Source organism: Bradyrhizobium erythrophlei, from assembly GCF_900129425.1.
GTDB lineage: Bacteria > Pseudomonadota > Alphaproteobacteria > Rhizobiales > Xanthobacteraceae > Bradyrhizobium > Bradyrhizobium erythrophlei_C.
The window spans coordinates 8,395,640-8,421,831 of the sequence record NZ_LT670817.1 but is presented as its reverse complement, the minus strand read 5'-3'; the positions used below and the strand labels follow the sequence as shown (position 1 = coordinate 8,421,831).

Below are 26,192 nucleotides of genomic sequence, written 5' to 3'. Positions count from 1 at the left end.
CTATGGTCAGCGCCATGAAGGTGATATCCTGCGTAGGCGCAGGGGACCTTGCCGTCGTGCATCTGGAATCTCCCAGATACGCCGCACGACGCAGACCGCTGCATGCGCCTGCACGCACATCAAGACAGAACCAATCGGGGCACTGGACGTCGTGGGTGGCGGCAACCATCCCTGGTCCATCGACTTGGTCACGGTGACCGTCACCGCCTTGCTGGTGGCGGGTTTCGTCGCGGCTCTCGCAGCAGAGTTGAGCTGATAGCTTCACACAGCCGCTGGCCACCTTGTCCTGCATCGCTCGCGCAGCGCTAGCTTCGCAGCATCGATTGATAACGCACATCGCGTGATCATTATTAGTGCGATTCTCTAATGCTGCAAGAACCGAGATCGTCCACGCGACTCCGACCGAATCGGCGATGCGAAGGAATGCATCCGCCCGGCGTCCGCACTGTGCCTGCAGTTCGATGCTCGACTTCACACGATCACAGCCCAAGCGAACTCGGTTCATACCCACCCATATATATAGATATATTAGAAGGGCCCGTATGGTGGTGTGACAAACAGACATGCCGGTACAACAAACAGTACCGTGCGGCATGCTTGCACCGCGCTAGTGGGGCGGCCATCGGGACTCACTTCCTGTTCTGCGGCTGGCAAGTGCGCATTTTTTCAAAATAAGCAGACAATCTAATTTCGACAAACAACTGCATTTAGTTCAGCGCGGTTCAGTCCGATCCTCTTCGCATCTGATTCCATGCAAGGAGGACTAGAACCATGTTGAAACGCGGCGAGAACACCAGCCGCAAGCGTCCCGGCGCGCCGGATGACGCTGACCTCGACGCCTATTCCATTGCGCAGTTCTGCGCGCGTCACGGCCTCTCGATCCAGAGCTTCTATAAGTTCAAGGCGCTCGGCCTCATGCCCAAGACGTTCCGTGTCGGCACGCGCGTGCTGATCTCGCGCGAAGCCGCTAAGCGTTGGCGCTCGGCCTGTGAAGCACGCGAAAAGACGACGGCGGGTTCCGATGCTGCTGCGTAGTGCAATCAATACGACAGCCGTATCGTTCTTCGATCCGCTCGTGGCGCGCAGCTACGACGTGGTGGTGATCGATCCGCCGTGGCCGTTCAAGACACGCAGCCCGAAGGGCCAGGGCAAGTCGGCATCAATGCACTATCGCGTCATGACTCTCACCGAGATCATGGAGCTGCCGGTGCGCGAGCTGCTGAAGGATGATGCCGTCGTCTATCTTTGGACGACCGGCCCGCTGCTTGATGAAGCGATCGCAACCCTGAAGGCGTGGGGCATTACCTACGCGGCCCACTTTGCGTGGCGGAAGGTCTCGTGCAACGGCAAGATGCAGTGGGGCACCGGGTATTGGGCGCGCAGCTGTCACGAGACCATCCTGCTTGGGACGGTCGGCAAGCCGCCCTGTTTCGGTCTGCCGTCTTGCTTCGACGGTGTCCGGCGCGAGCATTCGCGCAAGCCGGATGAGTTCTACAACATGATCGAAAAGAAGACGCCGGGCCTGCGTCGGGCGGATGTGTTCGCGCGCGAAAAGCGCGAGGGCTGGGACTCTTGGGGCGACGAGGTCGAGAAATTCTCGTCGGTCACCGGCCGTGCCAATCACGACCCCATTTTGGACTGCGAGACCCAGAACGCACTGGCGGCGGCTCCTTAAGCAAACGCAGGCTCACAAGAATTGGGCCGCCCATGGGCGGCCCTCTACTCCCGGCGTTACCGCGCCGGTTATTCCACCTCCAACCAGCTAAAGATCGGAGTAAGTCTAAATGCATAAACCTGAACGTCGGGCGAAACAAGCCCGCACGATTCGCGCCGAATTGGTCGGTGCGACTGGCTGCCACTGCGCGGTGGCCGGCCTCTACGCCTGCGCGAACCGTCCCGTGTCGGAAATGTGCCGGCTCCTTGTGGATGCCGGCTTTGATCCAGTCAGCAAGCTCATCTGCTTTCGCGGCGGAATGCTCTTGCTGACGGTTCATAACATTGGCGATGGCGCGCCGCTCATGGTGACCAGCAAGGGCCCCGATGACCCGGTCGCCAGTGTCGGCACAACTGCGCCCACGCGCAAATCACGTGCGGCCGCTGTCTCTGCCGCCCGCCACAAACGTCGCGCTAATCGCCCGTTCCAATCTCGCGATCGCCGCGCCGGCAAAAAGCGCAAGATCGCTTAACGCGACACACATGCCGGCGTCTTGGCCCCCAGAGGACCAGGCCGCCGGCACGGACATTCCATTACAATCTAGAAGGACATCAAATAATGACTGCCAAGAAGCGCACCAGCGAATCGATGGACAACCCCACCGGCACGGAGGCGGAGAAGCCGATGGACCCGTTCTCTCCCGAGAACCTCCGGCTCAGCCAGTCTTTTGCGGATACGACTGCGGTCAAAAAATTGATCACGACGGTGCCGGTGCGCAAACCGAATTCGCAGGACTTCGTTCGCGTTCACGCCGGCGCGGGCTTCTGCGAGAACTTTCCGCTGATTCAGCTGAAGGACGATAACGAACAGTATCTTGTGGTCGCCAAGTTGGCCCCTGAGTTGGCGAGCGAGATCGTCAGCGCAACGTTGTATTTGGCCACCAACAAACAGGGTGTCATCTTTTTCTGGCCGGTACGGCTGCCCGATGCCGACGGAAAGGATTTCGATGCGTGGCGCTCGGCTCGCGAGGCCGCCGAGTTGGCGAAGGAAACGTGGGTCCGCCAGAAGTGGAACAAGAGCCTGGGCGCTTACGACATCTATGAAGCGGCGAACCAGACGGTCGAACCGGAATGGCCTGCCGATCTGGACTATTGGGACCTGATCAAGATCGCCTTCCGCGATCACATCATTCAGGAACTCGACCATCCTGTGGTCAAGCGTTTGCGCGGTCTGATCTAGTGTTGTCCGCCTTTCGCGAAATCGTACTGATCGATTTCGAGTTCCAGGTTCCCGTGGGCGGCCAGCCGATTCCGGTCTGCTGCGTCGCCCACGAGGTACGCAGCGGTCGGACACTCCGCATCTGGCAAGATGGATTCGGCAAACATCCGCCGTTTGCGACGGGGGCGGGTGTTTTGTCCGTCGCATATTACAGCAGCGCCGAATGGGGCTGCTATCGCGCGCTCGGGTGGCCAATGCCCGAGCGCGTGCTCGATCTCTTCGTCGAGTTTCGCAATCTCACGAACGGACTCCCGGTCCGCGCTGGCTACAGCATGATCGGGGCGCTTACCCATTTCGGCCTGCCCATCATGGATGCGGTCGGAAAGAAAGAGCTGCAGGAGGCGATCGGGACCGGCAGTTGGTCCGGGCGGTTCACTCGGCAAGAAATCCTCGACTATTGCGAATCCGATGTAATCGCGCTGAAGCGTTTGCTTCCGGTCATGGAGCCGTTTATCGATTTGCCGCGTGCGCTGCTACGCGGGCGGTATATGTGTGCGGTCTCGGCCGTCGAGTTCAACGGCACGCCCATCGATACTGACATGCTGACGCTGTTGCGCGACCATTGGACCGGAATCCAGGACCGGTTGATCGAATCCATTGATCGCGACTATGGCGTCTATGATGGCCGCACGTTCAAGATGGCCCGTTTCGCGCGTTGGCTGGTGGCTCAAGGGATTCCCTGGCCCACGCTCGAAAGCGGACAACTCGATCTGAGTGATGAAACGTTTCGCCAGCAGGCGAAAGGTTACCCGCAGGTTTCCCCACTGCGCGAGCTGCGCAACAGTCTCGCCGGTTTGCGGCTCAATGATCTCTCGGTCGGTGGGGACGGCCGCAATCGATGTTTGTTGAGCGCTTTCCGCGCTCGCACCGGCCGCAACCAGCCGTCTAACTCCAGATACATCTTCGGGCCGAGTGTTTGGGTACGTGGCTTGATCAAGCCCCAGCCGGAACATGCCGTCGTCTACCTCGATTATCGGCAACAAGAGTTCGGGATTGCCGCCGCTCTGAGTGGTGACGCGGCGATGCAGCAGGCTTACCGGTCGGGGGACTGTTATCTAACATTTGCCAAGCAAGCGAATGCTGTGCCTGCCGATGCTACGAAAGCGACGCATGGCCCTGTCCGAGAACTTTATAAGCAGTGCGTTCTTGGTGTGCAGTACGCCATGGGAGAGCAGGGTTTGGCGATGAAGATCGGCCAGCCGAAGATCGTCGCACGTGGGCTTCTGGAAGCCCATCGGCAAACTTACAAGACCTTCTGGCGCTGGTCAGACGCCGCCGTCGATACTGCCGTCCTTGCTGGCCGGCTACAGACTGTCTTCGGCTGGCAGATTCAGGTCGGACAGGACTACAATCCGCGCTCACTTCGAAACTTCCCGATGCAGGGCAATGGTAGCGAAATGTTGCGGCTCGCCTGCTGCTTGGCCGCCGAGCGAGGTGTTCAGGTAACTGCGCTTGTCCACGATGCACTGATGATCTACGCGCGGATCGATACCCTGGACGAACAAGTCGAGATCACGCGGGAAGCCATGATCGAGGCGTCTAGAATCGTACTCGCCGGATTTGAGGTCGGGGTCGATGTCTCTATCACGCGTTGGCCCAATCGTTACGTCGATCCGCGTGGGCAAGTCATGTGGGACCGGGTTGTCGGCCTGATCCCATCGGTCGATCAATGGAAGCTGAAGGCGTGAACGAGGAATACGATCCCGAGTTGGACCTGCTCAAGCAGTGCCGGCTCGGACCCGAGTTCGAACCTGATGCCGCACGCCGAATCGACTCTATGATTGACAAGAAGCGGCGACAGCGTTTTGTCATGTTCCCGCAGCAGTGGATCGAGAGATTGAGTGGGGCCCGCCATATTGCGACCTATCGCGTGGCCCTCCGAGTGCTGCAAAGGCATGGACAATGTCGTGGGCGACCGTTTCCGCTACCAAATAACATCGAAGGCGTTAACCGCTGGGCGAAATCCATGGCGTTATCTGAGTTGGAGCAGTTGGGGCTGATCCGCGTGGAACGTCGCGTGCGAAAATCGCCGCTGGTGGCGGTCGTCGCACCTAGCTGACGAGCTTCCCACGCAGCCGATCCCGAGCCGCGTTGATAATCCGCCGCCGCAGCGTGAGATCGCTCACGCTGACGCCAATACCAGCTTCCCGTAGCAGTCCGCAGGCTCGCTTTGGACTAATAGGCACCTCGCTCAGCATTACTTTTGCGCTGAACAGCAGTTTAATACCCCGCTCAATTTCTTCCTCGGTCAGCGTGGGCGGCCGTCCGGCACCGGGGGCCCGCTTCCTTTTCTTGGACGGCGGAGCCGGTTCATCGGGTTTCCCGAGCAATACAAGCAGCTGTTCGCGCAGCCTTTTAATGGACGGCGACTCCGAGATCCTGCGTATCCGCTCCTCTAGCTCGGGATTCGACTTCGGCGGCCTTTCGCGAAGCTCGCGGAAAACTAGTGAGTTCGATAGTTTTTCGAGCTGATCCAACGTCCTGCGCATTCCTTCTTGCGCAGGATGCTGCGGCTGACGCTTTCGATTCCGGGCCATGATCAGCTCGCCAACGCGACGACATTGTCGCCGGTTGGCGGCTCATGCTGCAGCAACGCCCTGCGAGAGATGTCGTCGCTGTGTTCAGTAATGTACTTCGAATAGGTCTTTTCAATCATGGCGACGCTCGTGTTGTGCAGTGATGCAGCCAGCCTGATCGGAATGTTCTGCAGCAGCATTCGAACGATGCTTGAGTGCCGCAAGGCGTAGATCGTCACCACGGCAGGGTCCAGTCCGATCTCGGTGACGATCTTGTCGATGCGGCGGTGATAGCGCTGACCGGGATTGTCGTCCCACGGGTTGCCGGCGCTTTGGGTCAGCAACTGCTCAGTGCCAGCGCGACCTTTGGCGGCTTCACGCAGTTTCGTCGCGAGCTGCAGTGTGATCGGTACCGAATAGCGCTCATGCTTCTTCTGACTGCGATTGCGGCCGCCGCCTTTGGCGGATTTCGGCATCATGAGTTTCGGTCGGACCGGGTGATCGTGCAGGTCTTCGACCCGCAGCCGAACGACCTGCGATGGTCTTGCGCCGGTGACGGCCAATACATCGACCACCAGCCCGAGCTTGTCATCATCAACATAGGCGGCGGCCACGAACGCGCGTACCTTGTCGTCGGATAGGATGACATTGCGCGCCTCCTGCGCATTCGGAAGCCCGGCCAGCCCGACTTCCCACGCTTGGCGGTTCTGAATCCGCTCGTCGTGCTTTCGCGCCAATTCCAGGGCCGCGCAAAGGCATCTGCAGACTCGGTTCACCGTGGCAGGCGCGAGCTTGCCGAGCAGGCCGTCACGCCATTTTTTCAGCTCGTGTGCATTGAGCAGTTGCACCGGCTTGGCGAGCAGCACATTGGTCAAATGCACGCGGGGCGATTCAGCGTTGTAGGGGTTGGCATTGCGCGCTTCGAGATCGCGCTTGTAGTCCTTGAGCGCGCCGTCGACCGTGATCGCTGCACTCTCGCCAGCACTATCGTCGCCTCGCGCGAGGTGCTTCGCAACCCCCTGCGCTTGGAAAAAATCCAGCACGTTCTTGCCGTCGGCATCGCTATAGTCATCCGCGGTCCCGACTACTTTGGTCCAGTACGCGCCATGGCCGTCGCTGGCCTTAACCACCCACGAGCCGCTGGTCTTGTTACGTCGGTAGAGCAGCGAGACGCCGCGCGCGAGCGAAGGGCCGCTGTATGGTTTGCGGCGAACCGCCAGTTTCAGGCGAGCGCTCCGGCTCTCCAAAGCGCTGTGACGAACCTTGCGTGCCATAATCGTGTCCCCCGTTTTGTCCCGATGGTGTGTGGGAATGCCAAGAAAGCTATATGGCATAGGATGGACACTATTATCGATAAATCAATGGCTTAGAGATTCCATGCACCTCTCTGCAATTCCATACGCATCATTATTTTCCCTTGCGCAGGGAATGTCGGATCGCCTCCGCTGCCCTGTATGCTCGTGTGCATTTTCTTCTGCCTTTTGCACACGGGACCGCGGGTGCAGCGCGCATCCGGCATTCCCTGCTCCCTCTTTTCGAGGGACAACGACACGCAAACCCCGGGCAAAATCGTGCCGCGGGATGGCGGACGTGTATCTGCTGTTTGAAATTTGAATCGAAATGTCACCACGTCATTGCGAGGAGCACTTGCGACGAAGCAATCCAGCTTTGGTCCCGGCGCCGTGCGAAATGGATTGCTTCGCTGCGCTCGCAATGACGTTGATAGGCCAATCTGCATGCCCACCAATGTGGACGCGCATTTGCTGTTGGAGATTGAATCAGGATTTCCACAACGTCAAATGGATTGCTTCGCTTGCGCTCGCAACGACGGCATCAGGTAGTGATGCCAGCGTCATGCCCATCGCGATCGCTAAATTTTTAGCGACCGCAATAGGCTCGCATTGACATCGCCCCTTAAGCCCCGGGGAACCCGTTATCGGGTAATCCTTGTTGTCGGCCACATCAGCCAGCCAATGAGGATTTATGACAGCTCTCGCCCACCAGTCTTCGTCCAAGCGCCGGCTGCTCCTGGCATCGGACCGGAGCGATCAGAGCAGCGAACTAGCCAGCATTCTGCAATCCGTGGGTGAGGTCGACCGCATCTCGACGTCGGATATTCCCGACGCCCCGGCCCGTCATTTCGCCGGGATGGTGGTCGACATCAATCTGCGATCCGCCGAGAGCGTCCAGCGGGTTCGCAGCAAGCTGCGCGGGGAGGCTTACCGCTCGATGCCGCGGTTGTTCGTTCTCGCGGACTCCCTCCACCATGGGTCGATGCAGGCCTGGGCGCTGGGCGCAACGGATACGATATCGCGGCCGTTCGATGTCGAAAGCATTCTGCAGCGCATCCGCTCGGCATTTCCGGACAGCAGCGGATTCGACTTGACGGAAGGCGGCGAGGCCCTGAACACGGGCATTGCCGCCGCGCATGCGGTGATGGTCAGGATCTTCGAGAAGCTTCCGGCGGGAATCCCGCTGACATTCAGCGACATTTTGAAAGCCGAGACCAGGATTCTCAGGGCCATCAAGCAATCCTCGCTGCGTAGTTGGCTGGCGACCGTCGGCCGCCATCACTCCGGGAGCTATCGCCACTGCCTGTTTGTCACCGGTTTCGCCGTTGCCTACGCGCAGCATCTCGGCATGCGCGAGGACGACCAGCGCCGTGTGGCGCGCGCCGCGCTTTTGCACGATGTCGGCAAGGCGTTCGTCCCGGTGGCGATACTCGACAAGCCGGGACAGCTCAGCGACGAGGAAATGAGCGTCATCCGCAAGCATCCGCGTCTGGGCTATGACGCCCTCGCAGCCGAAGGCGGCTTTCCGCCGGAGATGCTGGATGTGGTGCTGCACCATCACGAACTGCTTGATGGCACCGGATATCCCAATGGCCTGCACGGCGACCGGATCAGCGACATCGTACGGCTGACAACGATCGTCGACATCTATGCGGCGCTGGTGGAGAATCGTGCCTACCGGCTGCCGTTCACGCACGCCAAGGCGTTCGCGACCATGGAACAGATGGGCGGCAAGCTCGACCAGCATTTGCTGCAGGCCTTTCGCCCGGTGGCGTTTGGATCGTATTGACCGGGGCCGCCGTCCCGCCGTCATTGCTAGGAGCAAAGCGACGAAGCAATCCATTCTTTCTTCGTGGCTTCATGGATTGCTTCGCGGAGCCTGTCATCGGGCGGCGCTTCGCGCCGACCCGGTGGCTCGCAATGACGGGGTTAATGACCAGTGCCGGATGCCAAATCCGCGAACGGCGGCGCCGCGTAGACCACATTGCCGCCGACCATCGTCAGCAGCGATCTGATTTTCCCGATCTCGCCCACCGGCGCCGTCAGATAGTCCGCTGACAGTACCGCGAGGTCGGCGAACTTGCCGGGCTCCAGCGTGCCGCGCTTGTCGTCGTCATTGGCCATGAACGCCGAATTGCGCGTGTACATCTCGAGCGCCTGGCGGCGGCTCGGGGCTTCCGCCTCGCCGCGGGTCTTGACGCCGCTGATCGTGGTGCCGTCGAGATACCACTGCAGCGCCACGAACGGATTGTAGGACGACACCCGGTGCGCGTCGGTACCGCCGGACACGGTGAGCCCGAGCCGCAAGGCGGTCGCGATCGGCGGCAACCGCCGCGCCGGCTCGACGCCGACGTCGTGTTGCAAACGTTCGCCGCCAAAATACAGGCCGTCCTGAACGCCCCAGATCAGCCCCAGCGATTTCATCCGCTTCAGATTGTCCTCCGAGGCGTTGTACAGATGCAGCACGGTCCATCGGAGATCGTGAACCGGATAATCCTTGTTGATGTCTTCGATGACGTCGAGAAGGTCGTGCACGGTACGGTCCGGGTTCCAGTGCAGCTGGATGGTGTAGCCTTTGGAGGCGGCCCAGCGCAGCAGCTCCGCCAGCCTGGCCTTGCCGTCGGGCGTGATATCGCCGTCGGTCCAGTCGGCCCAGACGAGGATTTCGCCGGGACCGTTGAAGTGCAGCATCGAATCGCCGAACCCTTGCGGCAGCAGCTGCGTCAGGTTCTGCAGATCCGCCAGTTCGCTGCCCGGTTTCGGCGCGCACAGATGATAGGCGATGCGCAGCGTCAGCTGCTTGTCGTGCCACAGCTTGAACACGGCCTGGTAGTTGGCGGGATACATGCTGACCCCGCCGCCATCGACGATGCCGGTAATCCCGAGACTGTTCATTTCGCGGAAGAATTTGCGGGAGCCGTCGACCTGCTGGTCAAGAGTCGGTTTCGGCAGGCGGTCGAAGATCTTGCCGAGCGTGTTGCCGTTGCCGATGACCACCCCGGTGGGATGGTTGTCGCCGTCGCGCTCCAGCTTGCCGCCGGGGGTGACGTCGGAATCCTGGTGAATGTTCAGCGCCTCCATCGCCTTCGGCGTCAGCAACAGCCAGTCGTAGAGATGCTGGATGTAGACCGGGTTGTCCGGCGCCGCTTCGGTCACCTCGCGCGCGGTCGGCCGCCGCTTCTCCGAAAACTGCTCCTCGGTCCAGCCGCCGGCCACGACGATCCAGGAGCCGGGCTTTTGGCTCTTGCCGGCTTGGCGAATTTTTTCCAGCGCCTGCTTCAGCGTCGGCACGCCGATCCAATTGACCTCGGTGCCGAAGGTCAGCGCGGCGCGGATGCCGTGAATGTGTCCGTCGGTCAGCCCGGGAATCACGATGCGGCCGCCGAGATCGATCAATTTCGCCTTGTCGCCCGCGAGTTTCTTCATTGCGACCGACGTGCCCGACGCCAACACCTGGCCGTGCCCGATCGCCAATGCCTGCCGGACCGAAAAATCCTTGTCGACGGTGAGGATTTTGCCGTTGAACAGCACGGTGTCGGCGGTTTGCGCCGAGGCGGAGTTCGCCGCCAAAGCGAGGCCCAGGCTTGCGAAAACCGCCAGCGCTTTGCCAAAGGCCAATCGTTTGGTTGGCGTTTCCTGGTTGGATCGTGACTCGAGGCTCAACATGCCGCCAGTTTCCTTATGAAATCCTGTTAGACAGCCGTCATTGCGAGGAGCAAAGCGACGAAGCAATCCAGACTTGCTTTGTCGCTCTCTGGATTGCTTCGCTTGCGCTCGCAATGACGGGGGAAGCGTCAAACGACGCTGATGTGTTGTTCATTGCCCCAGCAGCTTCCGCAATTCGGCTTTCGCCACCTTCTCCAGCGTCGAGCGAGGCATCTCGTCGACGAAGCGGATTTCGCGCGGCACCTTGAAGTCGGCCAGCGCGCTGCGGCAGGCGGTCATGACGTTGTCGCGCAGGTCCGGCGGCGCGCGTTCGACGCCCGCCTGCGGGATGATGAACACCACCGGCACCTCGTCGAGCATCGGATGCTTTTTCGCAACCACCGCGGCCTCGCGCACGCCGGGCACCACCGCGATCACCTGCTCGATCTCGGAGGCCGCGACGTTCTCGCCGCCGACCTTCAGCATGTCCTTGGCGCGGTCGCCGAATTTGATGAAACCGTTGTCCAGTAGCGTGACGCGATCGCCGGTCATGAAATAACCCCGCTCGTCGAAACTTTCGCGGGTGGCTTTCTCGTTGTGTAGATATTCGCGAAACAGCGACAGCCCGGGAATGCCCTTGATCAGGAGATTGCCGGTGCCGCCGACCGATGTCGGTGCGCCGTCATCATCGGTGATGCGGAGGGAATATTCGGCCGCGGCGCGGCCGATCGACATCGGCGTGTTGGGCTGGTCGACCTCGCCGATAATGCCGTGGGTGATGGTCTCGGTCATGCCCCACCAGCCGATGATCTTGATGCCGAAGGCTGCAAAGGCCGGCGGGTCGCACACCGCCGTGCCCCATAGCCGGAATTTATGCTGCTTCGGGATCTCGTGCTCCAGCAGCGCCTTCATGCAAAACGGGATGGTCGAGGTCCAGGTGCAGCCGTGCTCCAAGGCCACGCTCCAGAACCGGCTTGCGGAAAACCGCGGCTGAATCACGCAGGAAGCGCCGACCCACAGGCTCGCCAGCATCGAATAGGCCAGCGCATTGGTGTGAAACAGCGGCAGATAGGTCTGGTGCACGTCGCCCTGATGCAAGTCCTGATGCGAGGCGTTGACCTTGGCGCCCCACAGCGCATTGGCGTGGGTCCACAGCACCGCTTTCGGGCGCGATGTGGTGCCGGAAGTATATTGCACGCTGCATGGCGCCAGGGGATCGACGGCGCGGCGCGGCCGGTCGGCGCTGTCGGCGAACAGCGCCTCGAAACTGTCGCTGCGCTGCGGCGCGCCGTAGGCGGGCGCGGCGCCGGCATCGTGCGAGATCACCGCGATCCAGCGCAGGTTGCGGCAATGCGCCGAGATCATCTCGGCATAGGCAGGTTGCGTGATCGCGGCCACCGCGCCGCAATGACCGGCGAAATATTCCATCTCCGCCGGCGCCGAGCGGGTGTTGGTGGTGACGGCGATGGCGCCGAGTTCAACGCAGGCGAACCAGGCCAGCACGGCCTCGACGCAATTATCCAGATGGATCAGTACGAATTCGCCGGGCTTGATGCCGCGCGCGACAAGGCCCGCGGCGAGCGCGCCAACGCGTTCGTGAAATTCGCCGTACGTCCAGATCCGCGCCGGCGCATCGAACGGCGCCCAGATCAGGAACGGATGATCGCGGCGCTTCTCGGCGCGCATCCGCAGCAGCCACGGCACGTCGAGGCCCGCGAACGGCCCCACCACGCCCGGCGCGTCCTGTGAATCCGCCATTGATCCTCCCGCGCAGCCTTTACCGGCTGCTTTGGTATTTTTATTCGGGACCATGTCTGCCACCGGATGGCGCGGCGAGCAAATCCTGCGTCGTCATGCCCGACCTTGTGCCGAGCATCCACGTCTCAACGGCGACGCAGCAAGTGAAGACGTGGATGGCCGGGACGTCTAGCGCGAAGACGCGCTTCGCGCTTTTGCCCGGCCATGACGAAAGAAATGTCGTCTCTTGCCCCGACTCTCGCCCGCGGCTAACCCGCCTCGCCCTCATACGACGAAATCTCGATCAGGCTGCCGTCGGGATCGCGGCAATAGACCGACCGCAGCGTGCCGCGGGCGCCTTGTTTGGCCACCGGGCCTTCCTCGATCGCGACGCCGTGCGCCTTGAGGTGCGCGACCACCTGGTCCGGGGTGCTCGCGGTGAGAAAGCACAAATCGTCACTGCCGGCGGTTTCATGGTCGGCCGTGAACCACTCGACCTTGTCGGCGTCGCGCGGCCGCACGTTGATCTTCTGGTTGCCGAAAACAAGCGAGGTGCGCGGCGTCTTGCCCGGGCCGGGATCGAACACCCGGACCTCCATGCCGAGGATTTTCTGGTACCACTGCGTGGAGCGCGCCACGTCGGAGACGTTGATCACGATATGATCGAGGGCGTTGACCTTGACAGCCATGGGTTATCCTTTGGTCGCGGTTCGATGCGTGCGCCGCTACTAGTCGTATCCGGCTTTGTTTGTTACAACGCCAGGCATCGCAGATTCAACAACAACGGACCGCGCGACACGACGCGGCCGCCGGGGAGAAACTCATGGCATCACGCCGCGCCGCGATAGGTGTTTTTGCAACCGGCCTTGCGGCCCTGCTCTGGTCGACCGGCGGCGCCTCGGCGCTGGACTATCCGACCCGGCCGGTTCGCTTCGTTGTCGGATATCCGGCCGGCGGCGCGACCGATATTCTGGCCCGCATCATCGGCCAGCGGCTTTCCGAGCGGCTGGGCCAGCAATTCGTGATCGAGAACAAGCCCGGCGCCGGCAACAACATCGGCACCGAGGCGGTGGTCAACGCCGAGCCCGATGGCTACACCGTGCTGCTGATCAATCCGGCCAACTTCATCAACGCCTCGCTTTACACCAACCTGAATTTCAACTTCATCCGCGATATCGCGCCGGTCGCGACCTTCAACCGCGTCCCGAACGTCATGACGGTCGCCCCGGCGGTGCCGGCCAAGACAGTCGCCGAGTTCATCGCCTATGTGAAGGCCAATCCGGGCAAGGTGAACATGGCGTCATCGGGCAACGGGACATCGGTGCATATGTCCGGTGAATTGTTCATGGCGATGTCGGGCGCGGAGATGCTGCACATCCCTTACAAGGGTGCGGCGCCCGCGATTACCGATCTGCTCGGCAACCGCGTCCAGGTGATCTTCGACAACATGCCTTCCATCATCCAGCACATCAACTCCGGCGCCTTGCGCGCGCTGGCGGTGACGACGGCGGAACGGTCCCCGCAATTGCCTGACGTGCCGACCGTCGGCGAGACCGTGCCGGGCTACGAGGCGAGCGCCCTGTTCGGCATGGGTGCACCCAAGAAGACGCCGCCGGAGATCATCGAAAAGCTGAACAAGGAGATCAACGCGATCCTGGCCGAGCCGGAGATGAAGAAGCGCCTGGTCGAGCTGGGCGGCGAGCCGCTGATCAGCACGCCGGAAGCCTTCGGCGCGATGATCGCGGCCGAGACCGAAAAATGGGCGAAGGTGGTCAAGTTCTCCGGCCTGAAGGTGGACTAGGACCGCCGCAGGCGCTGCATCGCGGTTACGCGCGCGGCCGGTCATGGCTGGCCGGAACCTTCTCGATGCGGCATGGTTTTCAACGCAAGGCGACCCACGCAGAGGAGACACGATCATGCGCAATGCAATGTTGGCCATGTTGGCTTTATTGTCTGCCGGCGCTGCCACCTTGGCCACGACCGGCCCCGCGGCGGCGGTCGTCTACCCCTACTGCATCCAGGGCTGGGGCTGGGGAATTCCCGGTGACTGCTCGTACCGAAGCTATGACGAATGCATGGCGAGCGCTTCGGGGCGAAACGTCTACTGCAACATCAATCCGCGCTTCGCATTCGCACGGCAACGGCGCGGCCGGCCCTATTGGGATTACTAAGCCCGCGCGAAAGCGTCCCCGGCTCTGCACCGGGACGCGCCGGGTGACGTCCGAATCTCAGCGAGCGGTCCGGCGAACGCCGGAACGCGAATCGCTGGTGACGATCATGTTGGAGCCTGACGGCGCCGGGACGCCGCTCATCCTGCATCATGAACAATTTGCAGATGAGCGGCGCGTTCGACAAGCCCGAGGACCATATTGCCTGAAACCGACACATACGGAGGAACCGGTCATGCAATCGCACCACATCGTCTCGCGTGAAGAATGGATCGAAGCCCGCAAGGCCCATCTTGCCCATGAGAAGGAATTTACCCGCGCGCGCGACCGGCTCAGCGAAGAGCGCCGCGCGCTGCCTTGGGTCAAGGTCGACAAGCCCTACGTGTTCGACGGATCCGAGGGCAAGCAGACGCTGGCCGATCTGTTCAAGGGCCGCAGCCAGCTGGTGGTGCAGCATTTCATGTTCGCGCCCGACTGGAGCGAAGGCTGCAAGAGCTGTTCGTTCTGGGCCGACGGCTTCGAGCGTATGATTCCGCATCTCGCCGCGCGCGACACCACGCTGGTCGCGATCTCGCGGGCGCCGTTGTCAAAGCTTGAGGCGTTCAAGGCGCGGATGGGCTGGAGCTTCGACTGGGTGTCTTCGGAGCAAAACGATTTCAATTACGACTACGCAGTTTCGTTCACGAAGAGTGAGATCGAGCAGGGCGCCAGGATCTACAATTTCGGAACGTCAGGCTTCGGCGTTGAGGAAGCTCCGGGGATCAGCGTGTTCTTCCGCGACCCGGCGGGCGACATCTTCCACACCTATTCATGCTTCGCGCGCGGACTCGACATGATGAATGCGGCCTACCACTATCTCGACCTGACGCCGCTCGGCCGCCACGAGCAGGACTTGCCCTACCCGATGGACTGGCTGCGGCTGCGCGACCAGTATCAGCCTTCGGCGGGCGGCGCGGCAATCTCATGAGAGCCTGAGCGTCACTGCGCCTGCGATCGATTGTCAAAGCTCATTCAAGCCTCAGCCCTCGTCGGGCGCGGGCCGCCGCCGCTATCAGCCGGCGCGGCAGGAGGCGGAATCGATCGGCCGCAACGCGGTCGCTTCTCGGAGCGTGCGTTCGCTAACAGCCCTTGCAGATCGACGAGACCATATGGGCGGCCTTGCGATCTTCGCTGTCGACGGAAGGATTTCCCGTGCCGAGTGCGGGACCGCCGCTGAAAGCAGTGCCGCCGCCTGAAAGCGCCGTGCCGGAGGCATTGGTGCCGGGCGCGGCCAAGCTCGTGCCGGCCGCGCCGCCTGTTGCGATGCTGTTCGTCATGGGTCCGCCCAGGACTGAACCGCCCATCGTCGACGCCGAATGATGCCCACCCATGCCGCCGCCGCGGCTGAACGCCGCCGTTGGCAACAATGTCGAGAGCAGGAGGCAGCCGATTGCCAATCTTCTCATGGCAGATTCTCCGTTTTATCGCCTAACGACATCCGGCTGCGCCTGGTTCCGAGGCGCGGGCGCGCGTGGCGCGGACGGCCCATCAATACCCCGTCATTTGCCGTGCGTTGGGCTATTGCGGCGACGTAGTCGCTGCCGGACATGTCGGCAAGCGGCCGCCCGCTCGCTGCCGCAAACCGTGATCATGCGGGTTGGAGAGTCTCGCGCAGGCTTGAAGCAGCCTTACGCCGCAGCGGGGCGGGCCTGCTCGCCGTCGATGGCGCGATCGAAACGGCCGACTTGGGCGTGCGGATACTTTTGCCGTGGCGGCAATCGATGTAGCATCGGGGAAACGCTCTATCGTCTAAACGGCTGCCGAACCGTGCCCAGCAAGCCCACGCGCCGACAAATCGCGGAACAAGACGGCCTCATGCTCGCGCGGCAGGCCGCGTTCCGTCGCGCCGCCGACGCGATAGCGGCGGATCTTGCAAAGATAAAAGAGGTGCGCGCGGTGGCGCTGTTCGGCTCGCTGGCCCGGCCGCTGGTGCGCGAAGTTCCCCGCTTCCAGCCCTTCAGGCGTCATGGAATCGAAATTCTTCACGAGTGTGGAGACATCGACCTTGCGATTGCGATCGATCGCCTCGACAATCTGGCCACTCTCAACCGCACTCGCAATCGCGCCGTTATCGATCTCTTGCAGCAGACTGGTATCGGCGTCGCCCACCACCAGGTCGACGTCTTCCTGTTCGGCGAAGGATGGAATGACTATCTCGGCCGGCTCTGCACCTTCGCGCAATGTCCAAAAGGCAAGGTCGAGTGCCTCACGCCGGGATGCGGGCGCGCGCCGTTTCTGAAGCAGCACGAAGACTTCGTGCTTGAGCCCGGCGCGCTTGCCGCCGACCGGTCCGCGGTTCTGTATGAACGCGGGAGCGGATTTCTGCGCCGCGCCTCCGATCTCGATGCGACGTCTGTTTCGATCTGCGCCGCCACAGACGGCGCGACAACGACGTGACGAAGACAAGTCGCTGCCATCCTCGCCGGGAGGACAGTCCATGGCGGCTCCGAAGCCTCGCAAAGGCGTGAAGCGGCCTTACGCCGCCGCAGCGGGGCCGGCCTGCTCGCCGTCGATGGCGCGATCGATGGCATCGATCAGGACCTGGGTCTCGATGAATTTGATCCGCGCCCGTTCGGCCTTGTCGCGGTCGAACGGCGCGGCGAGCGTCTTGGCGAAGGCGTCGCGGTCGTCCGCCATGCGCTCGCGCGCCTTTTTCAGCGTCTCAAGTCGCTCGCTCATGTCGGCTTCGCTTTCTGTGGGTCGCGCTGGAAAGATGCCGGCGACACGGTGGTCAACCGGTTTGAACTCCAACGCCATAAATGCCATCGAGGTCCATCTGGCGCACCCGATACGATTCGAACGTGTGACCTTTGCCTTCGGAGAACCCGATGCAAGGCTTATGATTTGATTTTTTTGACATTTTACGCACGGGGTGAGGAAAAGTTGATGAAATTTGCTCGGGCAGCGCGGACAATCTGAGAACGCCGGGTGCTATTTGGGCCAGTTTGCGACCATCGGGGAGCATATCACTGACGCGGCCAAGCTAGAAGCATTGATCGCTGCTGCCGCAGACGCGTTTTTGCACAACCAAGACCCGGAGCAGACCTCCCGCACAAGCACATACGCATCGGTCATCCTCGGATAGCCCGACCCACAGCATCCATGGCAAGGTTCTGAATGAGTTTGCACGCAGGCACCTTCGTTCGCTCTGCGGTCGTCAATTGCGTAACAAAGTGAAAGCTGGTTAGGGCGAACAGCACATCGGTCAGATCGTCCTCCGTTTGGGGTGTCAATCGACGGCTTCCGGCAATCCGGTGAACGAGTACAGACAAAACGTGCCGCCTCCGCTCATTGCGTTCCCGCAAGCACGCCTCAAACTCCGGGTCGTTCGCCCCGGCAGCGTGCAAGAGCCTAAGCGTACCGGGATCGAAGTTCCAGAAGTCGCAAAAGATCTCGATGATGCGCAACAAGTCCGCTTGCGGATCGGAGCCCGCCATAACCTCGGCGATCCGGTGCAGGCCGCCGCGAGCCGCTCGTTCGTCGAACACGGCTTCGAGCAGGACCCTGCGCGACCCGAAATGATTGTAGACGGTTAGACGCGTTACGCGCGCCTTGCGGGCTACGACCTCCAGCGAAAATCCATTGATCCCATCGGCCGCGCTGAGTATCGCCGCCGCGGCTTTTACGATGCGATCACGCGTCCGCGTAGCAGCAGCATTTCGATGCGGGCTCATATAGGGGCGCGGATTCATGTCACGCAAACGCCATTATTGGGTATACATATTGTATAGTCAAATTGTGGCGTCATCAAATTGGTCCTGGGCCATGCAAATCATGTTCATTATCGCGCAAGTGCTGCACGTTTTGTCCGGCGTCTTTTGGGGAGGCACCACATTCGCGTTGGCACGGATCGGTGGCGATACGGCGACCCCATTGTACAAACCTCAAATGGGCGCGGCGGGGGTCGCAATCGCAACCGGTGGCCTGTTGTGGTTCTTGCTCCATCGCGGAAGCTTCGGGACGCAAGAGCACGTTCTAGGGGCGGGCGCGATATGCGCTGTTCTCGCGGCCGGCGTCCAAGCCGTAGCTTACGTGTACGTCCCGCACAACCTCGGCGACTCAAACGAACCGGAAGTCGCGAAATTGCGCCATCGCACCGCAACCGGCCAGCGCATCGCTGCCCTCTTGTTGGTTGTCACGATCGGCTGCATGGCGGCTGCACGCTACGTGTAATCGCCGCCCAGCCTGCAAAAGGACAACGACGATGGATCGTCTGAAGGATAGAACCGCGCTGGTGACGGGTAGTTCGCGTGGGATCGGCGCTGCCATTGCCAAGCTCTTCGCCCAGGAAGGAGCGAAGGTGGCTTTGCACGGCAGGGACACGGCGGCACTTTCCGCAGTCCGGCAGGAAATCGAATGGGCCGGCGGAACAGTCAGGCACTTTGTCGCCGATACAACCAAATTCCGCGATATCGACAACATGCGTTGCCGTATTGAAAACGAGTTGGGACCTATCGACATTCTCGTCGCCAACGCAGGCGCCAATTACAGCAAGCCAGGCCCGATCGAGCAAACCAGCGAGGAGGAATGGCGCGAATCGCTTGACGGCAATCTCACCGCAACCTTCCTGACGATAAAGAGCATTCTGCCCGGGATGAAGGAGCGTCGAGCCGGAAACATTATCACGGTTTCATCGGCAGCCGCACGCCGGCCGCATCCCGGCTCTCCCATCCCCTACGCCGCTGCCAAAGCTGGCATCGAGATTCTGACGCAGGATGTCGCAGCCCAGGTCGGACCTTACGGAATCCGGGTGAATTGTATTGCACCTGAGACGATCCTCACCGAGCGCAACAGGGAACAGATTCCCGCAGCGCAGCAAGAAGCCTTGCGCGACGCGCATCCGATACGACGCCTCGGCACACCCGAGGATGTCGCATATGCAGCACTCTATCTTGCTTCGGACGATGCAGGGTGGATCGCCGGCGTTATTTTGGATGTGGCGGGTGGGGCGGTTATGCTTTAGACGCCCTACGCATGGTTGAATTCTTGTAGCACTTTGCAACCGCAGCCATGCTCGTCTTAAACGGTCAATGTATTGTTTAAAATGGCCATGGGATCTTCATGAAAACAATGACCTTCACAGCGTCGGGCGATTTTCGAAGCTGGCTTGCGGAAAACCATGGTCAATCAGACGGAATCTTGCTGCGCATTTACAAAAAGGATTCAGGCGTCTCCACGGTGACATACGCAGAAGCACTTGATCAGGCTCTTTGCTTTGGATGGATTGACGGACAAAAGGAGCCATATGACAAACAATCGTGGCTTCAGAAATTCACACCAAGACGACCTAAAAGCGGGTGGTCTAAGAATAATACCCGGCACGTTGAACGCCTTATCAGAACCGGAGAAATGACTCCCTCCGGGCTGAAGGAGGTGAAAGCCGCAAAGGCGGACGGACGCTGGAAGGCCGCGTATGATTCCTTTGGCAACGCCGCTGTTCCAGATGACTTCATTAAGGAGCTTGCTCGAAACAAAAAGGCGAATGTTTTCTTTGAAACCCTCAACAAGACCAATTTGTATTCAATAGCGTATCGGCTCCAGACCGCGAAAACGCCCGAAACCAGACAGAGGCGGACGCAGGCAATCATCGAGAAGTTGGCGCGGGGCGAGAAGTTTCATTGAAGGCAATGCTTTTGCCACCATCAATCTTTTAAGACTGCTCTCCGCCACCGTTTGGGTTTACGCATGCCGTCTTCGGCTGGGCGCCTTATCGACCACCGCTTCACGTCCGCTTTGCCAAGTCGCTGCCTAAAAAAACGCTAAGGGACTTGCGAACTCACGACGTGTGAACGACTTCAGGGGCAGTCCGAAAGGAGAAAAAGGAAGGTCCCGCATGCCATTCAACGCGAGGCTTCGCGTCGGTGTCGCTGCCGCCGCAATTGCAATGCTGTCCGCCTCGCCGCTGGCCGCGGCCGCAAAGCAGGACAACTCTGCAAAGCTACATCGGCTTCACGACGCGCGCGCGCATTATCGACCGCAGTACGTGTCGCAGCGTAGCGCGCTACCTTATTCACCGAATTACGGCTTCCTGACTAGGGTTCCACGCGACGCAATCAGAATGCCCGGCTACATCTTCGTTCCAGGTAAAGGGATACTTGGCGAGTCCTGCGACTTGCCGACAAGTGCCTGCTCCAACCAGTATCGCGTCGTCGAGTAGGTTTGCGGAAGAGCGATACCTTGGCGTCGGTGTGATCCAATGCGCTGAGTAGCTCGCGTGGCGAAGGCCACATGATATTGTCAGTCTTGGCATACTGTCAGTCAGCGAAGCGTAACGCGATACCGTCAGTTTTCGTCTCTGCAGCGTCGCTTCGACGATTTGGGGCCGGTATATCAAGACCATCATCCTTTAGTCTGCTGAGCGCGCTCGGTCACCGGAGCGTCAAACGCAGTCCGGATGCCCGTTCGTCCCGGCCGTCGGGATACTGGGCAAGTCCTGCGACTTGCCGACAAGCGCCTGTTCCAATCGGTACCGCGACGTCCAATAGTTTCGGATGACTGACATCGGAGCGTTGGAACTTTCAATCGCCTCGCGAAGCGCGCACGCGATGTGATGATGCCCGTCATTTCAACTCTTCGTTGACGCTCCACTTCAGCACGTGTGGTGCATAAGCCACATCTGCGGAGTTTAAATCAGCGGCATTTGGTCTGTCATCCAAGCGTAAAACGCGGCCAATAGCCTGCCCTGATTTCCACAACCAGCGGGCGGGGCGCTTCTTACAACCAACGGGCGGGGCTTCGACATGAAAGTCAACAAACCGTTTGGCGGATTGCTGCTGGGCGCATTGCTCGGAGCGTCCCAGATTGCGATCCAGCCGGCTTACGCCGACGAAGAGCAGATGCAGCGTCAGATCGACGCCATGAAGCGGCAACTGGAGAAAATGCAGCGGGAGTTGGCGGAATCGAAGAAGCAATCGAAGAAGCAGTCGCAACCGCAAGCCCCAGCTGAACCAGCGCAGGCGGTCACGGCGCGCAACGGCAACGAGATCGTCCTTCCTGCGCCGGCGCCACCACGGCCGGATGACGGCTCGACGATCTTTACCAAGGGGCTTCCGTCCTGGGTCGAGGGCATTCACTTTTCGATGGCCGGAACGTACCTCGCGGCCGAAGGTGTGGCACGCCAACATAATGAAGTTGCCGATGGCGCGAGCATGCCGCCCTTCGGAAGTCCCGGCATTCCGTTGCAGAATTCGGCTCTTTGGAACGAGAAAGAGTTCAGGTTCAGCGCACAGCAGAGTCGCATCGCTCTGAAGGCCTGGGGCGACATCGACCCAAACCAGCACCTGAAGGGCTACTTCGAAATGGACTTTCTCGGTGCTGCGACTGACGCGAACAACCGCGAGAGCAACAGCTTCAACCCTCGCATGCGCCAGGCATTCGGCGAATACGACAACGACCTCTGGCACTTCCATTTCGTAGGAGGTCAAGCATGGAGCTTCCTGACCCAAAACCGAGTCGGCATGTTGCCCAACTTCGAAAACATTCCGCTCACCATCGACGCACAGTACGTCGTGGGCTTTGACTGGCTGCGCAATCCGCAACTTCGTTTTGTCTACGACGTCGACAAGATCGCCTGGTTCGGTGTCTCGCTCGAGGAGCCGGCTGCAGTGTTTCCGGGAGCTCCCAGCAGCGGGAATACGAACATTGTCCCGCCCGGGATCAACACGAACATCAACAACTTCTGCCAGGGTTCATCGCATCTCAACAACACGACCACTTGCTCGAACGATGTCGCTCCGGACGTGATCGAAAAGTTCGCGATCGATCCGGGCTTCGGCCACTATGAACTTGTCGGGTTGGAGCGCTGGTTCTCCGACTCGACCAACAACGGGCTGCCGAACAGCAGCTGGTCGCAGAAGGTGACCATGGGTTGGGGCGTGGGCGGCAGCTTCCTGGTGCCGGCGGTTCCGAAGATCCTCGATCTGCAAGGCAGCATTCTTTACGGTCAGGGCATTGGCCGCTACACGGCGAGCCAGTTGCCTGACGTCGTCATCGGACCGGATGGCACGCTCAGCCCAATCAAGATGCTGTCGTTCCTGGTCGGGGGTGTTGCCCATCCATTCGAAAACAACGAGATCTACGCCTATTATGGCCAGGACCAGACCTACGCTAACGCGTGGACGGTTGCCGGAACGCAAGGCGGCTGGGGCAATCCCAACTTCGCCAATAATGGATGTTTCAACCAGAACCTGACGAATAACCCGGGCGCGCTGGGCTCAGGCCCGGCCTACAACACTCCGATTGCTGGCTTTACCTGTTCGTTCAACGTTCAGAAGGCCCAGGAGTTCACCATCGGATTCTGGCAGGATGCCTACAAAGGCGACCTGGGGCGGCTCCGTTACGGCCTTCAGTATGAATATGTCAGGCTGACCGCGTTCGCGGGTCTTCCGACCGGAACCGGTACCCCGAACCAGGGACTTACGCCAGACAACAATATGCTGTGGTTCTCGGTCCGGTACTATCCGTTCAACTGAGGCGTTCGCTTGCAATGCCCGAACAGAAGAGCGGGCGCCGAAGCGGCTTTGCGCGATCAAGAGCTAGAGCAGAATCCGATCAGACTGGCTGTGTGTACCGAAAATTCGATTCGGCGTACACTCAGCAAGCGATCGCACTCCGATCGCCCTGGCAAAATGCTTACGTTGAGCGATTCATCGGCTCGATCCGCCGCGAATGCCTCGACCACATGATCGTGTTTGGCGAAGCGCACCTGCGCCGGATCCTACGCGGATATGCCGCCGCCTATTATAATGTGTCGAGGACTCATCGATCTCTGAACAAGGACGCCCCTCTCCATCACCCACGCCTCGGGTTCGTAAATCTGTTCAGGAATGGCGCACCCGACACGATTCGAACGTGTGACCTTTGCCTTCGGAGGGCAACGCTCTATCCAGCTGAGCTACGGGTGCGTGGGGGTTCATGTAGCCGATTGCCCGGGCCTCGGCAACGGCCCTGCGGGGGCTGAGGGGGTAAAGAGGAAGGCGCCGAAGGCAAGGTCAGACGTTCGAATCGTGTTGGGTGCGCCGGGAAAGCTGGTGCCGAGCGTGCCGGGACTGTGACGCGCAAAATCTTCGGGCCGAGGCCAGTTTCCCCCGCATCGTTCAGGAGTTGTTCTGGATTTTCGATCTGTTTACATGGGCGGACGGGTGCCGGCCTGTTTCGTTAGCAGACGCGTCCTGCAGTTTGAGAGCAAATATGCCTGTAAGGAAAACAATGTCAGTTGATAAGGCTAAAGACACTCCGCCTAAAAAACCGGTCGCCGAGAACAAGATTGTCGAAGCCAAGCCGGAATCCTCTACCGGGACGGAAAGCAAACCGGACGCTACAGCAAAAAGGCAAGGTATGGGCGAGGGGCAGAAGCCGGTATCCAAGGCCTACAAGGACAACTGGAACGACATTTTTGGAAAGAAGAAAAAGCGATAGCACGGTGGTCTACCGCACGGGGCCTATGCAGCCGCGGCAGTTTAAAGTGGTCGGTCGCTGGAGGTGTGCTGGGGAGAGGCTTCCGATGCTCATGCCAGGCAGGCAGGTCCACCTGGGGTAAAGGTCACACGTTCGGAACCTCTCGGGCGCGCCAAGAAACGGTGGTGCAGAACGTGCCGGGCGGTGGCAACTCAAACCGTTCAGTTGCGGTAGCCCCTGGGCTCCTGGGTCGTCTTCCAGAACGGTTTTGAACTGGCCCCAAATTGATCCGTTTCGTCTTCGAGTCGCTCCAGCTAACTGGTTGAACGCACCCAACGTAAAAGGCCCGGCATTGTTGCCGGGCCTTTCTTGTTGTTGAGCTCTGAACGGTTGGACCTAGAAATCCATACCACCCATGCCGCCCATGCCGCCGCCGCCCGGGGGCATGCCGCCGCCGCCGGAGTTCTTCTTCGGCACTTCAGCCACCATGGCCTCGGTGGTGATCAGCAGCGCTGCCACGGAAGCCGCGTTCTGGAGCGCTACGCGAACCACCTTGGTCGGGTCGATGATGCCCTTGGTGATCAGGTTGACGTATTCACCAGTCTGCGAGTCGAAGCCGTAGGAGTATTGGTCCTTCTCGAGGATCTTGCCGATGACGACGGATCCGTCCTCGCCCGCATTGATCGCGATCTGGCGCGCCGGCCAGGAGAGCGCCTTGCGCACGATCTCGACGCCGGTCTTCTGGTCGTCGTTCTTGGTGCGCAGCCCCTTAAGGTGCTGGGAGGCACGCAGCAGCGCGACGCCGCCGCCCGGCACGATGCCTTCTTCCACGGCCGCACGAGTCGCATGCATCGCGTCATCAACCCGATCCTTGCGCTCCTTGACTTCGGTTTCAGTCGCGCCGCCGACGCGGATCACCGCGACGCCGCCCGCGAGCTTGGCCAGACGCTCCTGCAGCTTCTCACGGTCGTAGTCCGAGGTGGTTTCCTCGATCTGCGCCTTGATCTGCGCCACGCGCGCTTCGATGTCGGCCTTCTTGCCGGCGCCGCTGACGATGGTGGTGTTCTCCTTGTCGATCATCACCTTCTTGGCGCGGCCGAGCATGGCGAGCGTGACGTTCTCCATCTTGATGCCGAGATCTTCCGAGATCGCCTGACCGCCGGTCAGCACCGCGATGTCCTGCAGCATGGCCTTGCGGCGATCGCCGAAGCCCGGGGCCTTGACGGCCGCGACCTTGAGGCCACCGCGCAGGCGGTTGACGACGAGTGTGGCAAGCGCCTCGCCTTCGACGTCTTCCGCGATAATCACAAGCGGCTTGCCGCTCTGCACCACGGCTTCCAGCAGCGGAAGCAATTCATTCAACTGAGAAAGCTTCTTTTCGTTGATGAGGACGTAGGCATCTTCCATTTCAACGCGCATCTTGTCGGCGTTGGTGACGAAGTAGGGCGAGATGTAGCCGCGGTCGAACTGCATGCCTTCGACGACCTCGAGTTCGGTCTCCAGCGACTTGGCTTCCTCAACCGTGATGACGCCCTCGTTGCCAACTTTCTTCATCGCATCGGCGAGGAACTTGCCGATCTCGGCGTCGCCGTTGGACGAAATAGTGCCGACCTGGGCGATTTCCTCGTTCGAGGTGACCTTCTTGGAGTTCTTGACGAGGTCGGCGACCACGGCTTCGACAGCCAAATCGATGCCGCGCTTCAGATCCATCGGGTTCATCCCGGCGGCAACCGATTTGGCGCCTTCACGGACGATCGCCGCGGCGAGCACGGTCGCGGTAGTGGTGCCGTCGCCGGCAGCGTCCGCCGCCTTGGAGGCGACTTCGCGCACCATCTGGGCGCCCATGTTCTCGAACTTGTCCTCAAGCTCGATTTCCTTGGCGACGGTCACGCCGTCCTTGGTGATGCGGGGCGCGCCGAATGACTTGTCGAGCACGACGTTGCGGCCCTTGGGGCCGAGCGTGACCTTGACCGCGTTGTTGAGAATATCGACTCCGCGCAGCATCTTGTCCCGCGCATCAACGCCGAATTTAACTTCTTTACTAGCCATGATGTTGTTCCTTGAAATGGAGGGTAGGCGCTTACGCGGCCTTCTTCTTCGCGGTGGGCAGATCGGTGAGAACGCCCATGATGTCGCTTTCCTTCATGATCAGCAGTTCCTGACCATCGATCTTGACCTCGGTGCCGGACCATTTGCCGAACAGCACGCGGTCGCCGACCTTGAGATCGATCGGGATCAGTTTGCCGGCTTCGTCACGGCCGCCTGGGCCAACGGCGGTGATTTCGCCCTGCGAGGGTTTTTCCTTGGCACTATCCGGAATGATGATGCCGCCAGCTGACTTTTCTTCGGCCTCGATGCGCTTGACCACAACGCGGTCGTGAAGCGGACGGAATTTCATGGGACCCTCCTGAGCATTTGACGTGTTGCCGATTTGGTTTGGCAGTCTTGGTCAGCGAGTGCTAGCCGC

Annotated in this window: 27 protein-coding genes, 1 tRNA gene and 1 pseudogene; 17 read left to right on the top strand and 12 right to left on the bottom strand. The window is 60.7% G+C overall.

All coding sequences use genetic code 11. The annotated features are described in order from the left end of the window. Positions 1 to 771: 771 nt before the first annotated feature. The 6 genes from B5527_RS40040 (at position 772) to B5527_RS40015 (ending at position 4,991) form a co-directional block, all read left to right on the top strand. Positions 772 to 1,035, top strand: a complete 264-nt coding sequence (locus B5527_RS40040) for a hypothetical protein (RefSeq protein ID WP_079606405.1) — start codon at positions 772 to 774, stop codon at positions 1,033 to 1,035. Next, positions 1,022 to 1,675 (top strand): MT-A70 family methyltransferase, encoded by a 654-nt coding sequence (locus B5527_RS40035; protein ID WP_079606404.1) that lies wholly within the window; start codon positions 1,022 to 1,024, stop codon positions 1,673 to 1,675. Before B5527_RS40040 ends, B5527_RS40035 begins: the two co-directional genes overlap by 14 nt. A 109-nt stretch (positions 1,676 to 1,784) precedes the next feature. After that, a complete protein-coding gene (locus B5527_RS40030) occupies positions 1,785 to 2,186 on the top strand; it encodes a hypothetical protein (RefSeq protein ID WP_079606403.1) in 402 nt (133 codons plus the stop codon). An 86-nt stretch (positions 2,187 to 2,272) separates the two neighbouring features. Beyond that, the gene (locus tag B5527_RS40025) at positions 2,273 to 2,893 is read left to right on the top strand and encodes a hypothetical protein (protein WP_079606402.1); all 621 of its coding nucleotides are present in this window, start codon (positions 2,273 to 2,275) and stop codon (positions 2,891 to 2,893) included. Between the two features lie 2 nt (positions 2,894 to 2,895). Further along, positions 2,896 to 4,620: a DNA polymerase gene (locus B5527_RS40020; protein WP_197689249.1), complete on the top strand. Its 1,725-nt coding sequence runs from the start codon at positions 2,896 to 2,898 to the stop codon at positions 4,618 to 4,620. Beyond that, positions 4,617 to 4,991 (top strand): hypothetical protein, encoded by a 375-nt coding sequence (locus B5527_RS40015; protein ID WP_154072784.1) that lies wholly within the window; start codon positions 4,617 to 4,619, stop codon positions 4,989 to 4,991. Before B5527_RS40020 ends, B5527_RS40015 begins: the two co-directional genes overlap by 4 nt. Here the strand turns inward: B5527_RS40015 and B5527_RS40010 are convergent. Next, positions 4,984 to 5,469, bottom strand: coding sequence for a hypothetical protein (locus B5527_RS40010; RefSeq protein ID WP_154072783.1), 486 nt, complete (start codon positions 5,467 to 5,469; stop codon positions 4,984 to 4,986). The two genes, B5527_RS40015 and B5527_RS40010, sit on opposite strands and share 8 nt — an antisense overlap. 2 nt (positions 5,470 to 5,471) lie before the next feature. Next, positions 5,472 to 6,722 (bottom strand): tyrosine-type recombinase/integrase, encoded by a 1,251-nt coding sequence (locus tag B5527_RS40005; protein ID WP_079606398.1) that lies wholly within the window; start codon positions 6,720 to 6,722, stop codon positions 5,472 to 5,474. 709 nt (positions 6,723 to 7,431) lie between these two features. Between B5527_RS40005 and B5527_RS40000 the strand changes: the two genes are divergently transcribed. Next, positions 7,432 to 8,529, top strand: a complete 1,098-nt coding sequence (locus B5527_RS40000) for an HD-GYP domain-containing protein (RefSeq protein ID WP_079606397.1) — start codon at positions 7,432 to 7,434, stop codon at positions 8,527 to 8,529. Between the two features lie 140 nt (positions 8,530 to 8,669). Here B5527_RS40000 and B5527_RS39995 read toward each other — a convergent pair whose 3' ends face one another. From B5527_RS39995 to B5527_RS39980, 3 genes are all read right to left on the bottom strand, one after another. Further along, the gene (locus B5527_RS39995) at positions 8,670 to 10,406 is read right to left on the bottom strand and encodes an amidohydrolase (RefSeq protein ID WP_079606396.1); all 1,737 of its coding nucleotides are present in this window, start codon (positions 10,404 to 10,406) and stop codon (positions 8,670 to 8,672) included. Positions 10,407 to 10,556: 150 nt separating this feature from the next. Then, positions 10,557 to 12,143, bottom strand: a complete 1,587-nt coding sequence (locus B5527_RS39990; RefSeq protein ID WP_079606395.1) for an AMP-binding protein — start codon at positions 12,141 to 12,143, stop codon at positions 10,557 to 10,559. Between the two features lie 248 nt (positions 12,144 to 12,391). Continuing rightward, entirely contained in the window at positions 12,392 to 12,811 is a 420-nt protein-coding gene (locus B5527_RS39980) for a VOC family protein (RefSeq protein ID WP_079606393.1), read from the bottom strand. Positions 12,812 to 12,945: 134 nt separating this feature from the next. Between B5527_RS39980 and B5527_RS39975 the strand changes: the two genes are divergently transcribed. From B5527_RS39975 to B5527_RS39965, 3 genes are all read left to right on the top strand, one after another. Beyond that, positions 12,946 to 13,923 carry a Bug family tripartite tricarboxylate transporter substrate binding protein gene (locus B5527_RS39975; RefSeq protein WP_079606392.1) on the top strand — a complete coding sequence of 326 codons (978 nt, stop codon included), beginning with the start codon at positions 12,946 to 12,948 and terminating at the stop codon, positions 13,921 to 13,923. Between the two features lie 115 nt (positions 13,924 to 14,038). Then, positions 14,039 to 14,293, top strand: coding sequence for a DUF3551 domain-containing protein (locus B5527_RS39970; protein ID WP_079606391.1), 255 nt, complete (start codon positions 14,039 to 14,041; stop codon positions 14,291 to 14,293). 232 nt (positions 14,294 to 14,525) lie between these two features. Further along, entirely contained in the window at positions 14,526 to 15,257 is a 732-nt protein-coding gene (locus B5527_RS39965; RefSeq protein ID WP_079606390.1) for a DUF899 domain-containing protein, read from the top strand. 151 nt (positions 15,258 to 15,408) lie between these two features. Here the strand turns inward: B5527_RS39965 and B5527_RS39960 are convergent, their stop codons facing one another. The 4 genes from B5527_RS39960 to B5527_RS39935 form a co-directional block, all read right to left on the bottom strand. After that, positions 15,409 to 15,735, bottom strand: coding sequence for a hypothetical protein (locus B5527_RS39960; RefSeq protein WP_079606389.1), 327 nt, complete (start codon positions 15,733 to 15,735; stop codon positions 15,409 to 15,411). A gap of 343 nt (positions 15,736 to 16,078) precedes the next feature. Further along, positions 16,079 to 16,576: a hypothetical protein gene (locus B5527_RS45040; protein ID WP_172842806.1), complete on the bottom strand. Its 498-nt coding sequence runs from the start codon at positions 16,574 to 16,576 to the stop codon at positions 16,079 to 16,081. Positions 16,577 to 16,804: 228 nt separating this feature from the next. Then, complete coding sequence (locus tag B5527_RS39945; protein WP_079607870.1) at positions 16,805 to 17,008, bottom strand: hypothetical protein; 204 nt, start codon at positions 17,006 to 17,008, stop codon at positions 16,805 to 16,807. 392 nt (positions 17,009 to 17,400) lie between these two features. After that, entirely contained in the window at positions 17,401 to 18,021 is a 621-nt protein-coding gene (locus tag B5527_RS39935) for a TetR/AcrR family transcriptional regulator (protein WP_079606385.1), read from the bottom strand. On the opposite strand from B5527_RS39935, the gene B5527_RS39930 reads away from it, so the two are divergent. The 6 genes and pseudogenes from B5527_RS39930 to B5527_RS39910 all read left to right on the top strand — a co-directional run. Next, positions 18,020 to 18,502, top strand: coding sequence for a hypothetical protein (locus B5527_RS39930; RefSeq protein WP_245332432.1), 483 nt, complete (start codon positions 18,020 to 18,022; stop codon positions 18,500 to 18,502). The genes B5527_RS39935 and B5527_RS39930 overlap by 2 nt on opposite strands. A gap of 31 nt (positions 18,503 to 18,533) precedes the next feature. Beyond that, positions 18,534 to 19,292: an SDR family NAD(P)-dependent oxidoreductase gene (locus B5527_RS39925; protein ID WP_079606383.1), complete on the top strand. Its 759-nt coding sequence runs from the start codon at positions 18,534 to 18,536 to the stop codon at positions 19,290 to 19,292. Between the two features lie 98 nt (positions 19,293 to 19,390). After that, positions 19,391 to 19,951, top strand: a complete 561-nt coding sequence (locus B5527_RS39920) for a YdeI/OmpD-associated family protein (RefSeq protein WP_079606382.1) — start codon at positions 19,391 to 19,393, stop codon at positions 19,949 to 19,951. Positions 19,952 to 20,162: 211 nt separating this feature from the next. Then, the gene (locus tag B5527_RS45035; protein WP_154072781.1) at positions 20,163 to 20,486 is read left to right on the top strand and encodes a hypothetical protein; all 324 of its coding nucleotides are present in this window, start codon (positions 20,163 to 20,165) and stop codon (positions 20,484 to 20,486) included. Between the two features lie 583 nt (positions 20,487 to 21,069). Continuing rightward, a complete protein-coding gene (locus B5527_RS39915) occupies positions 21,070 to 22,800 on the top strand; it encodes a type II secretion system protein M (RefSeq protein WP_079606381.1) in 1,731 nt (576 codons plus the stop codon). 14 nt (positions 22,801 to 22,814) lie between these two features. Continuing rightward, positions 22,815 to 23,102 (top strand): annotated as a pseudogene (locus B5527_RS39910) (integrase core domain-containing protein); the annotation flags it as partial. Between the two features lie 53 nt (positions 23,103 to 23,155). Here B5527_RS39910 and B5527_RS39905 read toward each other — a convergent pair. After that, positions 23,156 to 23,232, bottom strand: a tRNA-Arg gene (locus B5527_RS39905). Positions 23,233 to 23,536: 304 nt separating this feature from the next. Between B5527_RS39905 and B5527_RS39900 the strand changes: the two genes are divergently transcribed. Beyond that, positions 23,537 to 23,746 carry a hypothetical protein gene (locus B5527_RS39900; RefSeq protein WP_079606380.1) on the top strand — a complete coding sequence of 70 codons (210 nt, stop codon included), beginning with the start codon at positions 23,537 to 23,539 and terminating at the stop codon, positions 23,744 to 23,746. A 375-nt stretch (positions 23,747 to 24,121) separates the two neighbouring features. Here B5527_RS39900 and groL read toward each other — a convergent pair whose 3' ends face one another. Further along, a complete protein-coding gene (groL, locus tag B5527_RS39895) occupies positions 24,122 to 25,774 on the bottom strand; it encodes a chaperonin GroEL (RefSeq protein WP_079606379.1) in 1,653 nt (550 codons plus the stop codon). 31 nt (positions 25,775 to 25,805) lie between these two features. Further along, positions 25,806 to 26,123: a co-chaperone GroES gene (locus tag B5527_RS39890; RefSeq protein WP_079606378.1), complete on the bottom strand. Its 318-nt coding sequence runs from the start codon at positions 26,121 to 26,123 to the stop codon at positions 25,806 to 25,808. Positions 26,124 to 26,192: the final 69 nt, after the last annotated feature.

What these genes read in the sequence shown, in the direction of transcription:
- B5527_RS40040 (WP_079606405.1), top strand. Translation starts at nt 772, where the DNA reads ATGTTGAAACGCGGCGAGAACACCAGCCGCAAGCGTCCCGGCGCGCCG.
- B5527_RS40035 (WP_079606404.1), top strand. Translation starts at nt 1,022, where the DNA reads ATGCTGCTGCGTAGTGCAATCAATACGACAGCCGTATCGTTCTTCGAT.
- B5527_RS40030 (WP_079606403.1), top strand. Translation starts at nt 1,785, where the DNA reads ATGCATAAACCTGAACGTCGGGCGAAACAAGCCCGCACGATTCGCGCC.
- B5527_RS40025 (WP_079606402.1), top strand. Translation starts at nt 2,273, where the DNA reads ATGACTGCCAAGAAGCGCACCAGCGAATCGATGGACAACCCCACCGGC.
- B5527_RS40010 (WP_154072783.1), bottom strand. Translation starts at nt 5,469, where the DNA reads ATGGCCCGGAATCGAAAGCGTCAGCCGCAGCATCCTGCGCAAGAAGGA.
- B5527_RS40005 (WP_079606398.1), bottom strand. Translation starts at nt 6,722, where the DNA reads ATGGCACGCAAGGTTCGTCACAGCGCTTTGGAGAGCCGGAGCGCTCGC.
- B5527_RS40000 (WP_079606397.1), top strand. Translation starts at nt 7,432, where the DNA reads ATGACAGCTCTCGCCCACCAGTCTTCGTCCAAGCGCCGGCTGCTCCTG.
- B5527_RS39995 (WP_079606396.1), bottom strand. Translation starts at nt 10,406, where the DNA reads ATGTTGAGCCTCGAGTCACGATCCAACCAGGAAACGCCAACCAAACGA.
- B5527_RS39990 (WP_079606395.1), bottom strand. Translation starts at nt 12,143, where the DNA reads ATGGCGGATTCACAGGACGCGCCGGGCGTGGTGGGGCCGTTCGCGGGC.
- B5527_RS39980 (WP_079606393.1), bottom strand. Translation starts at nt 12,811, where the DNA reads ATGGCTGTCAAGGTCAACGCCCTCGATCATATCGTGATCAACGTCTCC.
- B5527_RS39975 (WP_079606392.1), top strand. Translation starts at nt 12,946, where the DNA reads ATGGCATCACGCCGCGCCGCGATAGGTGTTTTTGCAACCGGCCTTGCG.
- B5527_RS39970 (WP_079606391.1), top strand. Translation starts at nt 14,039, where the DNA reads ATGCGCAATGCAATGTTGGCCATGTTGGCTTTATTGTCTGCCGGCGCT.
- B5527_RS39965 (WP_079606390.1), top strand. Translation starts at nt 14,526, where the DNA reads ATGCAATCGCACCACATCGTCTCGCGTGAAGAATGGATCGAAGCCCGC.
- B5527_RS39960 (WP_079606389.1), bottom strand. Translation starts at nt 15,735, where the DNA reads ATGAGAAGATTGGCAATCGGCTGCCTCCTGCTCTCGACATTGTTGCCA.
- B5527_RS39945 (WP_079607870.1), bottom strand. Translation starts at nt 17,008, where the DNA reads ATGAGCGAGCGACTTGAGACGCTGAAAAAGGCGCGCGAGCGCATGGCG.
- B5527_RS39930 (WP_245332432.1), top strand. Translation starts at nt 18,020, where the DNA reads ATGTCACGCAAACGCCATTATTGGGTATACATATTGTATAGTCAAATT.
- B5527_RS39935 (WP_079606385.1), bottom strand. Translation starts at nt 18,021, where the DNA reads ATGAATCCGCGCCCCTATATGAGCCCGCATCGAAATGCTGCTGCTACG.
- B5527_RS39925 (WP_079606383.1), top strand. Translation starts at nt 18,534, where the DNA reads ATGGATCGTCTGAAGGATAGAACCGCGCTGGTGACGGGTAGTTCGCGT.
- B5527_RS39920 (WP_079606382.1), top strand. Translation starts at nt 19,391, where the DNA reads ATGAAAACAATGACCTTCACAGCGTCGGGCGATTTTCGAAGCTGGCTT.
- B5527_RS45035 (WP_154072781.1), top strand. Translation starts at nt 20,163, where the DNA reads ATGCCATTCAACGCGAGGCTTCGCGTCGGTGTCGCTGCCGCCGCAATT.
- B5527_RS39915 (WP_079606381.1), top strand. Translation starts at nt 21,070, where the DNA reads ATGAAAGTCAACAAACCGTTTGGCGGATTGCTGCTGGGCGCATTGCTC.
- B5527_RS39900 (WP_079606380.1), top strand. Translation starts at nt 23,537, where the DNA reads ATGTCAGTTGATAAGGCTAAAGACACTCCGCCTAAAAAACCGGTCGCC.
- groL (WP_079606379.1), bottom strand. Translation starts at nt 25,774, where the DNA reads ATGGCTAGTAAAGAAGTTAAATTCGGCGTTGATGCGCGGGACAAGATG.
- B5527_RS39890 (WP_079606378.1), bottom strand. Translation starts at nt 26,123, where the DNA reads ATGAAATTCCGTCCGCTTCACGACCGCGTTGTGGTCAAGCGCATCGAG.